9 protein-coding genes and 1 pseudogene are annotated in these 9582 nt (G+C 71.6%); 8 read left to right on the top strand and 2 right to left on the bottom strand.

Features of this window, described 5'->3' with window-relative positions:
* Positions 1–118: 118 nt before the first annotated feature.
* Positions 119–274 (top strand): annotated as a pseudogene (locus AB0N07_RS48650) (SAM-dependent methyltransferase); the annotation flags it as partial.
* On the opposite strand, the gene AB0N07_RS48645 reads toward AB0N07_RS48650, so the two are convergent.
* Complete coding sequence (locus AB0N07_RS48645; protein WP_365847073.1) at positions 246–1193, bottom strand: ScbA/BarX family gamma-butyrolactone biosynthesis protein; 948 nt, start codon at positions 1191–1193, stop codon at positions 246–248. The pseudogene AB0N07_RS48650 and the gene AB0N07_RS48645 overlap by 29 nt on opposite strands.
* 269 nt (positions 1194–1462) lie before the next feature.
* Here AB0N07_RS48645 and AB0N07_RS48640 point away from each other — a divergent pair, with 269 nt between their 5' ends.
* The 5 genes from AB0N07_RS48640 to AB0N07_RS48620 all read left to right on the top strand — a co-directional run bounded on the left by AB0N07_RS48640 (position 1463) and on the right by AB0N07_RS48620 (position 5348).
* On the top strand, positions 1463–2089 hold the full coding sequence (locus tag AB0N07_RS48640) for a ScbR family autoregulator-binding transcription factor (RefSeq protein WP_365847071.1): 627 nt from the start codon (positions 1463–1465) through the stop codon (positions 2087–2089).
* A complete protein-coding gene (locus AB0N07_RS48635; RefSeq protein WP_365847069.1) occupies positions 2086–3027 on the top strand; it encodes an NAD-dependent epimerase/dehydratase family protein in 942 nt (313 codons plus the stop codon). Before AB0N07_RS48640 ends, AB0N07_RS48635 begins: the two co-directional genes overlap by 4 nt.
* Before the next feature lie 236 nt (positions 3028–3263).
* On the top strand, positions 3264–3857 hold the full coding sequence (locus AB0N07_RS48630; RefSeq protein WP_365847067.1) for a TetR family transcriptional regulator: 594 nt from the start codon (positions 3264–3266) through the stop codon (positions 3855–3857).
* Between the two features lie 209 nt (positions 3858–4066).
* Complete coding sequence (locus AB0N07_RS48625) at positions 4067–4684, top strand: ATP-binding protein (protein WP_365847065.1); 618 nt, start codon at positions 4067–4069, stop codon at positions 4682–4684.
* Entirely contained in the window at positions 4677–5348 is a 672-nt protein-coding gene (locus AB0N07_RS48620) for a response regulator transcription factor (RefSeq protein ID WP_365847063.1), read from the top strand. The genes AB0N07_RS48625 and AB0N07_RS48620 overlap by 8 nt, the downstream gene beginning before the upstream one ends.
* Before the next feature lie 226 nt (positions 5349–5574).
* Here the strand turns inward: AB0N07_RS48620 and AB0N07_RS48615 are convergent, their stop codons facing one another.
* Positions 5575–7134 carry an FAD-dependent monooxygenase gene (locus AB0N07_RS48615; protein ID WP_365847061.1) on the bottom strand — a complete coding sequence of 520 codons (1560 nt, stop codon included), beginning with the start codon at positions 7132–7134 and terminating at the stop codon, positions 5575–5577.
* Between the two features lie 268 nt (positions 7135–7402).
* Between AB0N07_RS48615 and AB0N07_RS48610 the strand changes: the two genes are divergently transcribed.
* Positions 7403–8977, top strand: a complete 1575-nt coding sequence (locus AB0N07_RS48610; RefSeq protein WP_365847059.1) for an MFS transporter — start codon at positions 7403–7405, stop codon at positions 8975–8977.
* A 99-nt stretch (positions 8978–9076) separates the two neighbouring features.
* Positions 9077–9538 (top strand): nuclear transport factor 2 family protein, encoded by a 462-nt coding sequence (locus AB0N07_RS48605; protein ID WP_365847057.1) that lies wholly within the window; start codon positions 9077–9079, stop codon positions 9536–9538.
* The last annotated feature ends 44 nt before the right edge of the window (positions 9539–9582 follow it).

Raw genomic sequence — 9582 nt, 5'->3', positions numbered from 1 at the left:
CTGATCCACAAGACCGGCCCCGCCACCTACGCCCTCGCCTGCTGACCCGACACGCTCGACACCGACCAGAAGATCCTTAACTTCCCGGCCTTGGCTGAAGAACCGCGGTCGTACCGCGTCCCGGCCCGCCGATGTCACCTACGCCGAGATCGTGCGGGAGGCGCGCCGCATCCTCCCCGGCGCGCGCCTGCGCCGCCGTCTGTTCTGGCGGTACACGCAGGTGGCGCGCGCCGGGGAGGGCGGGGTCAGTTCTGCGGGACGCTCTGGAGCGTGATGATGCTGGAGAAGACGCAGACGTCGTTCTGTACGGCGGTGATCAGGACCCGGTGCTGTCCGGGCTGGTCCGTCGGGAACGGGTCGGTGTGGATCCAGCAGGGGGCGTCGAGCTCGGCGTAGCGGGCGAAGACCACGTCCATGGAGAGCATCGCGGCCGGCTGCTGCACCGCGGTGTGGCTGGCCTGGCGCGCCGCTTCGAGGAGCAGCATGCCGGGGGCGTGGTCGACCGGGTGGTCGAAGAGCACCGGGTGGCCCAGGTCGACGCGCAACTGGTGCCGCCGCGGTGAGTCGGTCGGCGAGAGGACGACGTCGGCGAAGTCCTCGCGGGCGACCTGGGCGGGCGCGGCCGGTGGGGGGAGCGGCAGCGCGCGGGCGATCGAGGCGTCGAGGTCGGCGTAGGTGCCCCGCAGACGTCGGTAGAGCGCGGGGGCGGTGTTGGCGAACCGGGTCTGGGCGGTGCCCACCCGGACCCCGTCCCGGATCACGTCGACCTTCATGAGCATGCAGGCCAGACGGCCCATGCGCCGGACGACGTCGTGGCAGCTCACGCGGAGTTCGACCGAGGTCGTACCGGCGGTGGTGGCCAGTGCGGCGGGGGTCAGCGCGAAGCTGAAGTGGCTCCATGACTGGCGGTGCCCCGCCGGGGCGTCATAGGCGGCGTGGCTGAGCAGCGGTATGCACTGGCGGATCGATTCGGCCAGCAGCATGGGGTCGTGAAGGCCGTGCTGCTGTCCGTAGAAGGCGTGGTCCTGCGGCCAGTCGGCATGGACGGTGAAGACGTCGTTCCCGTTCTGGCACCACTGAGTCGGCAGTACTTCGGAGGCGGTGAGCTTGTGCACCTGCTCCTGGGTCACCGGCACCCAGGTCGGGGCGGTGGCGTCGACGTGCTGGGCGGTGCTGGACATGGTGCTGGACATACGGAATCCCCCTGAGACGTATGTGAGCGCTGCGGCTGGCAGCCGCAGCTCCATAAACATAAAGAGTGCTCTGTTTGTTTGGCTCAAGTGGCGGTAAAGGGTCACTCATGGACCGATCAAGCCATGTGGGGCAACGGCTTCCGGATCGCGGGGGTTTTGTGTGGCGTGCGGGTGGCCGACAGGTGCACTGGACACCTCTCGCGGCCCCTGCGTAACCTGGGCCTTGTTCTAACCAAGAGAGTGCTCTGTTTATTTAGCAAGGAGGTCCAGTGGCGCAGCCTCAACAGGAGCGTGCCGTGCGGACAAGGGCTGCTCTCATCAAGGCGGCCGCTGAGGAGTTCGACCTCGCGGGGTACGCCGGCACGAGCACCACGAAGATCATCAAGCGGGCCGGGTCCACCATGGGGGCCCTGTACTTCCACTTCGGTTCCAAGGAGGGCGTGGCCAGGGCGGTCATGGCCGAGCAGGCCGCCGACCTGCCGGAGCAGGCCGGCCGCAGCGGACTGCAGCGCCTGGTCGACCTCACCCTCGAACTGGCCCAGGAGCTGCGGAGCAACGTCCTGCTGCGGGCCGGTGTGCGGCTGGCCGTCGAGCAGGGCGCCTTCGGCATCCAGGACGACACCGCCTACCAGCTGTGGATCACCCGGTTCAAGGAGGAACTCATCGCCGCCGACGCGCTCGGCGAGCTGCGCGAGGGCACGGATCCCGCCGGGTTCGCCCGGGTACTGGTGGCCGCCTACAGCGGAACCCAGCTGCTGTCCCGGATCAGCACCGGCCACGAGGACCTCCGGGAGCGGATCGTCGAACTGTGGCAGTACTTCCTGCCCGCGGTCGCCACGCCCGAGGTGATCGGCAAGCTCGACTTCGGGGCGCGGGGGCCGGAGACGGCGCAGTGACTGCGGACGGCGAGGCCGTGCCGTGGACCGTCGCGGTGACGGGCTCCACGGGCTTCATCGGCTCCGCGGTGGTGCGACGGCTGTCCGGCTGCGCGGCTCCCGGCGGAGGGCCGCTGCGGGTGCGTGCCCTGGCCCGCGGCGAGAGTGCCGAAGCGCCGGGCGAGGGCACGGTGGAACGGGTCCGGGCCGACGTCACCGACGCGGCGTCGCTTCACGCCGCTTTCAAGGGCGTCGACGCCGTCGTGCACGCCGTCTCCTACGTCGGAGGCGATGCCCGGCGGGCCTGGTCGGTGAACCTCGACGGGACCACCGCCGTCATGGCGGCCGCCCGGGAGGCCGGGGTCGACCGGATCGTCCACTTCTCCACGGCCGCCGTCTACGGCGCGGGTCCGCACCGCGGGATCGACGTCGACGGGGTCGACGCGGAGCCCGTGTCGGAGGCCAGCCGCAGCCGCCTCGCCGCCGAAGGGCGGGCCCTGGCGGCCGGTGCGCTCGTGCTGCGGCCGGGTCTGGTGCTCGGGGAGGGCGACCGCTGGGTGGGCCCGGCCTTCGCCGAACTCACCCGGCGCGTTCCGCCCGAGTGGGACGGTGGCACGGCGCTGCTGTCCCTCGTGGACGTGGACGACCTGGCGCGGCTGGCCGCGGCCGCCGTCACCGCGGGCACGCCGGTGCGGGGGGTGCATCACGCCGCTCATCCCGTCCCGGTGACCAGCGGTCGCCTCAGACGGGTCCTGGCCGAACACGGTCTCGCCGAGCATGCGCGCGGCGATGCCGACTGGGCGCAGTGCACTGCGCTGCTCGCGAACACGCGAGGTCGTTGGGGGCAACGGCAGTTGGAGTTGCTGGGCCGCGACCACCACTACCGCAGCGACCTGATCTGGGAGCTGCTCGCCACCGACCCCGGACCGGGCCCGCTCGAACGACTGGGCACCCGCTAGGGCAGGCCCTGGATCTGGGCTGCTCCGTCAGGCCCTCCTGCCTCGGTGAGGCGGGAGGGCCTTTTCCCGTTCCGGGTCCCCTGCCGTACGGCCGATGGTGGAGTGGCTCATTCCGCCTGCTTGCGAAGCGGTCGCCACTGCCAGAATAATATAGAGAGATCTCTTTTATTTACGCCCACGGTCCGGCCGGCGCCGACCGCGGGGCGGCCGGTCGGCCTCGGAACTTTGGAGGATGCATGGCAGTACAGGCCAGGGCGGAGCGCACGCGCGAAGCTCTCATCAGGGCCGCGGCCGATGTCGTGGACGACAAGGGCTACAACGGGGCCACCCTGGTCGCGATCAGCAGGTCGGCCCGGGTCTCCATGGGGGCGCTGACCTTTCATTTCGCCAGCAAGAGCGAACTTGCCGAGGCCGTGGTCGAACGCGCCGCGACCGTTGCCGGCGAGCAGACCGCGTCCGCCGCCGCCGGGCAGGCGTCGCCGCTGCGGGCCGTCGGGGTGCTGCTGCAGGTGCTCGCCCGGCTCCTGGACGAGGACGTCGTCGTGCGGGCCGCCTCGCTACTGGCGCGGGAGCGGCCGGACATCGTCCCGGCCTGGCACTCCACGTGGACACCGACGCTGTCCCAGTTGCTCAAGGAGGCGGAAGCGGCCGGGGAGTTGCGGCACGGTGTCCGGCCGCCCGCGGTGGCGGGACTGGTGATGTACCTGCTCACCGCCGTCGAGGTGCACCCGCGCACCGCTTCGGGGCAGGAGCGGTTCAGGGGTGCGGCGGGCGCCATGTCGCGCCTGTGGCCCTTCGTGTGCCACGGCATCGCCGCGGCCGCCGCCTAAAGCAAAGAGAGCACTCTTTTTTCTTTGCCATCTATGTACTCGATCGGGCCCGATCTCGCTGGAAAAAAAGAGAGCTCTCTATATTCTTCTTGGGTGTAGGGCCTACTCGGCCAGGAGACCGTACGGGGGAGAGCGAGGACCCGGTGAGGGATACAGAGACAGCAGGGACGGCAGGGACGGCACAGTCGGCACCGACGGATGTCTGCAAGGTGCTTGCACGGGAAGTGCACGACCGGATCGGCAGCGGACTGGCGCTGGCACTGCGCCGTCTGGACATGCTGGAGACCACGGCGGCGGGGTCCGACCCGGAGGCCGCCGCCCGTCTGGAGCAGGTACGGGCCGCCGTGGTGGACGTACTGTGCGCGACCCGTCAGGTGACCTCGGCGCTGCGGGACTCGACGCCGGCGGTCGCACCCTTCTCGATCGAGGACGCCCTGCGCGGCTTCGTGCAGGCCATGGAGATCAGCGAGCCGAGGGTGGACCTGCGGGTCGACGGCGTGGACGGTCTGCTGCCGGCCGCCGTGGCGGACGCGGTGTTCCTCGCGGTCCGCGAAGCGATGCGCAACGCCGTGGCCCATGCGCGGGCCCGGCACGTCGCCGTCCACATCACCTGGGACGCCCGGGAACTGCACGCCTCGGTGGCCGACGACGGGGACGGCTTCGACCCCGCCGGGGTCGGCGAACGCGGTTCGACCAACGGACTGCTCGGCATGCGGGAGCGGATCCAGGAGGCCGGCGGCGTCACCACGGTCACCAGCGCACCAAGGCGCGGCACCCGGATCACGCTCTGGGTTCCGGTCAACGAGAGGAACAGCCGCCATGTCTGACGCCCCGACCCGCATACTCGTCGCCGACGACCACACCCTGCTGCGCGAGGCGATGGTCGAACTCCTGCAGAGCGAGCCCGACATCGAGGTGGTCGCGCAGGTCGGCGACGCCCGTGCGGCCGTGCGGGCCGCCGCGGAACTGCGGCCCGACGTCGCTCTGATCGACGTGCAGATGCCGTACAACGAGGACCCGGGAGCCACCGTGCGCCGGCTGCTGGAGCGCCGGCCGGGGCTGCGGATCATCGTCCTGAGCATGGACGACCACCCGGCGCTGGTGCGCGGGCTGCTCGCGCTCGGAGTGCGCGGTTATCTCCACAAGAGCGCCAGCCGCCAGTCCCTGCTCGCGGCCATCCGGGAGCGGCCCGGCAGCGGACGCGCCGTGGTCACGGTGTCGATGCCCCCGCTCGCCGCCGCCGAGGGAGCCGGCCGGCGGGCCGCGGTGATCTCCGAGCGCGAGACGGAGGTGCTCACCCTGGTCGCCGAGGCGTTGAGCAACCGGCAGATCGGCGCCCGTCTCGGTATCACCGAGGGCACCGTCAAGCGCCATCTGAGGAAGATCTTCGACAAGCTCGACGCGGTCTCCCGGCTCGACGCGGTGAACAAGGCGGCCGCGCTCCAGCTCATCCGCCCGCACAGCAAGCACTCCCTGCCGATGGCAGGGTGACTGCGCCCCGCACTGCGTGTCGTGGCCCCTGCCGGGTGGAGGCGGGGGCCATCGGCGTGCGTGGGTGGGGGGCCGGTGGCGCGGTGTCTGCCTTGGCTGCTGCTGCTGCTGGTGGCGGAGGGCGGTGCTGTTGGTGTCCGGCGGTGCGGGGACGGGGTGAAGGCCCTTGCGGCCCTTGCCTGTTGTCGGCAAGGGCCGTTTGTGTGCCGCTGTTCGCCGGTGCGGGTCAGGCGGGGCCGGGTCGGCGGCGGGCTCCGGTGAGGGCGGTCCGGACTGTGGTGGGGGACAGGTCGGTCAGGGTGGTGTGGAGGTGGCCGTCGGGGCGGACTACCGCCGCGAGCGGGTGGCGGCCCAGTGCCGTGGCGAGCGGGCCCCGAGGGTCGGTGGGGGCCTCGATCACCTCGGCCTCGTCGCCGACGGCCGTGCGGATCGCCGCGCAGGTCCTGCGCCAGTCGGCCGGCCTGGTGCGGCCGGGGTGCAGCAGTACGGCGTACGAGCGGCCGGTGATCCGGGTCCAGGGCGCCCCGGTGCGGACCGGTTCCGCGCCGAGCAGGAGGGGCAGCCGGTCCCCGGGGACGGCCTTCGGCCCCCCGAGGGAGATCCTGCGTGCGGTGGGGCCGCGGTAGCCCGAGGTGAGCTGGCCGATGGCCGGCGCCAGGGCCCGCTGCAGGACGCCGGTGCGGCCCGCGGCCCGTACCGCCGCGTCGCGCAGCGCGAGTTGGGCGGGCCCGGTCAGGGCTCCCCAGCGGGTCTGCAGGGAGGTGGACCGGGTCACCGTGTGCACCGCGGGGCGCCGCTCGGCGTCGTAGCTGTCGAGAATCGCCTCGTCGAGGGTGCCGTGCAGGACGCCCGCCAGCTTCCAGCCCAGGTTCGCGGCGTCCAGCAGGCCGGTGTTCATGCCCTGCCCGCCCGCGGGACTCATCAGGTGGGCGGCGTCGCCCGCGAGGAAGGCCCGGCCGCGGCGGAAGCTCGGCGCGCTGCGGACGTGGACCTGGAAGACCGTGCTGAAGCGCAGCTCGCCCACCTCGACGCCACCGGGCGCGCGCTCGGACACCACCTGCTGGAAGAACGCGCGGGTGGGCGTGGCCCCGGCCATCTCGGGCGGCACCGCGACCGCGATGCGGTGGACGCCGGGGGAGACCGGGGCGAGCCCGAGGCCGCCCTGTGCCGTGTAGCAGTAGCTCACCAGGTCCGCCGGTATCTCCCCGGACAGCTCGGCATCCGTGATGGCGAAGTTGATCGGCAGTTTGGAGCCCTCGAAGCCGAGGCCCAGCTCCTTGCGCACCGTGCTGTGCGCGCCGTCGGCGCCGACGACCCAGTCCGCCTCGATCTCCTCGGTGAGGCCGTCGGGCAGGGCGAGCGCCGCCCGCGCGCGCGGACCGGTGGCGTCCAGCCGCTCCAGCCGCACCCCGCGCTCGACCTTGCCGCCGAGCTCCGCCAGGCGCTGCTCCAGCAGTTCCTCGGTGCGGTCCTGGGGCAGGCCGACGGCGAAGGGGTACGCAGTGTCCTCCAGGCGGTTCAGCCAGGCCGTCGCGAGATGACGGCGGTCCGAGTAGTACGCCACGCCCTGGATGCGGTGCCCGCTGTCGACCAGGCGGTCCGCGACGCCGATCCTGCGCAGGAGTTCGAGCGGGCGCGGCCAGATGGTGGTGGCCCGGGAGTGGGCCGAGTGGTCGCGTTCGGCGTCGACGATCCGGACGGGGACGCCCTGACCGAGCAGTTCACAGGCGATCACCAGGCCGATCGGCCCGGCGCCGACCACCAGGACGGGGTTGACCTTGGACATGTGCGCTCTCCCAGCATTTCGGATACTCGCACCGGCCGATGGGCACGGGCAATTCCGGACGCTAGTTCCGCAGCGCCGGAAAAGGTGCGGATATTGTCCGAACGTGCTGCCGCAGGAAACCGAAAGTGACACTCTGACCTGGGCGGACGCCCAGGCGTGTCTCTAAGGAAACACTCGCCGGAACCACAAGGGGAATATACGGACCCGGTTCCGTTCCCTAGCGTGGAATTGCCATGGACACCGGCAGTTTTCCTGGAGGAAGAGAATCATGAGGGATCCGTCCCCGAATACGTCCCGCAATCCCGTCGTAAGTCTCGTCACCGTGGTGCTCGCATCGCTGCTGCTGCCGATCTCGCTGACCGGCGCGTCCGTGGCCATACCCGGTGTCGCCGCCGACTTCCACAGCAGCCTGGCCGCCGACGAGTGGATCGTGAACGGCTACGACCTGACCTTCGCCGGCTTCATGCTCGCCTCCGGCGCCTTCGCCGACCGGTTCGGACGCCGCAAGGTCTTCGTCCTGGGCACCGCCGTCTTCACGCTCTGCTCGCTGGTCTCCGCACTGGCCGGCAACATCGCGCTGCTGGACGCCTCGCGTGCCGTCTCCGGTGTGGGCGCGGCCGCCGTGCTGACGTCCGGCAGCGCCACGCTCGCCCAGGTCTTCGACGGGCCCGCCCGGGCGAAGGCGTTCGGCGTCTTCGGCACCACCGTGGGCGTGGGCATGGCCTTCGGACCGTTCATCGCCGGCTCCCTGTCCACCAACTTCGGCTGGCGGTCCGTCTTCCTGGTCCCCGCGATCGCGGGAGCCGTGGTGCTCGCCCTCGCCACCCGCCTGCCGGAGTCCCGCGACCCGCAGGCCGGCCGCGTCGACTGGGCCGGGACCATCACCTTCAGCGGGGCGCTGACCGCGCTGATCGCCGCCCTGATCGAGGGCTCCGCGCTCGGCTGGACCTCCGCCTTCAACGTGGTCATGTACGTCGCCTGCGCCGTGCTGTTCACCCTGTTCGTCGTGGTGGAGAAGCGGCAGGAGCGGCCGATGTTCGACCTGGGCCTGTTCCGGCAGCCGCAGTTCGTGTCGCTCTGCGTCGGCGTGGTGGCCCTGGTGCTGGCCTTCACCCCGCTGCTGGTCTACCTGCCCAGCTACCTCACCGCCGTCAACGGCCAGACCACCATGCACGCCGGCATCGACATGCTGATGCTGACCGTGCCGACCATCTTCTTCCCGCTGATCACCGGATACCTGCTGCGCTGGGTCCCGGTGCGGCACATGGTCACCGCCTCCGTCGGCCTCACCGCGATCGGCACGGCGTGGCTGACGGTGTTGCACCCCGGCATCGGCAACTGGGCCGCGCTGGGTCCGTACGCGGTGATCGGCATCGGGATCGGTGTCTCCTTCGGCGTGATGGACGGCGCGGCCGTCTCCAGCGTCGAGCCGGAGCGGGCCGGCATGGCCGCGGGCATGTTCAACACCATGCGGCTGGCGGGCGAGGCCACCGGCATCGCGGTGGTCGGCTCACTGCTCGTCAACTTCACCCGGGTGGAACTCGGCAGCAAGCTCGACGCCTTCGGCGGCCCGTACGGCGGGAAGCCGGGCGAGCTGGCCAACGCGCTGAACCAGGGCCAGCTGTCCGGGCCGGAGTCCACCGTGCCGGCGAGCGCCCGCGCCGCCTTCCACCAGGCCGCCACGTCGGCCTACACCGGCGGTCTGCACACCGCGCTGTGGATCATGGCCGGCTTCGGCGCCGCCGCGACCGTGCTCGTCGCGGCCGTCGGCGCCAAGTCCCGCCAGGCGGCACCCGCGGCCGAGGCCGCGACGCAGGCCGAGCCCGACAAGGTCGCGGCCTGACGCACCGACAGGTTGCCGGGGCGGCCGGCAGGACAGCCGGCCGCCCCGGCAACCGCCTGTCCCCACCCACCCGTAGAACGACGAACGAAGGAGAACATCATGAGCGAGCTGACCGTCGAACGAGTCCGTGAGGCCTTCGGGGCCCTGGCGTCCGGAGACCGCCAGGCCATGCTGGAGTACTGGGACGAGGACGTCACCTTCGAGATACCCGGCAACCACGCACACGCCGGCCGGCACGAGGGTCTGGACAGCTTCCTCGGGTTCCTGAAGACCGTGGGCGAGCTGTCCGGGGGCTCCTACACCGCCGAGAACGTGACCATCATGGTCAACGCCGAGGACGGGTACTCGGTCGACGTCAACACCAACCGGGCGCTGCGGGCGGGAGCGCCCGCGGACAGCACCTCGCCGTACGACCTGCTCGACGTGACGGCGCTGCACCTCCTGCGCTGGCGGGACGGCCGCATCGTGGAGGGCCGCGGGGTCATCCTCGGCGACGGCGGCTCGACCTCGGCCCTGTGGTGGTCCCCGATCAACCAGGACGGCTCGCGCCGCGGGGTCTGACCCCCGCCCGCATACGGCTTCGGGCCCTTCCCCAGCTGGGGAAG

It is taken from the genome of Streptomyces sp. NPDC051172, assembly GCF_040682555.1.
Classification (GTDB): Bacteria; Actinomycetota; Actinomycetes; order Streptomycetales; family Streptomycetaceae; genus Streptomyces.
The sequence above is the reverse complement of the archived record's forward strand: the minus strand, read 5'-3'. Positions and strand labels throughout refer to the sequence as shown.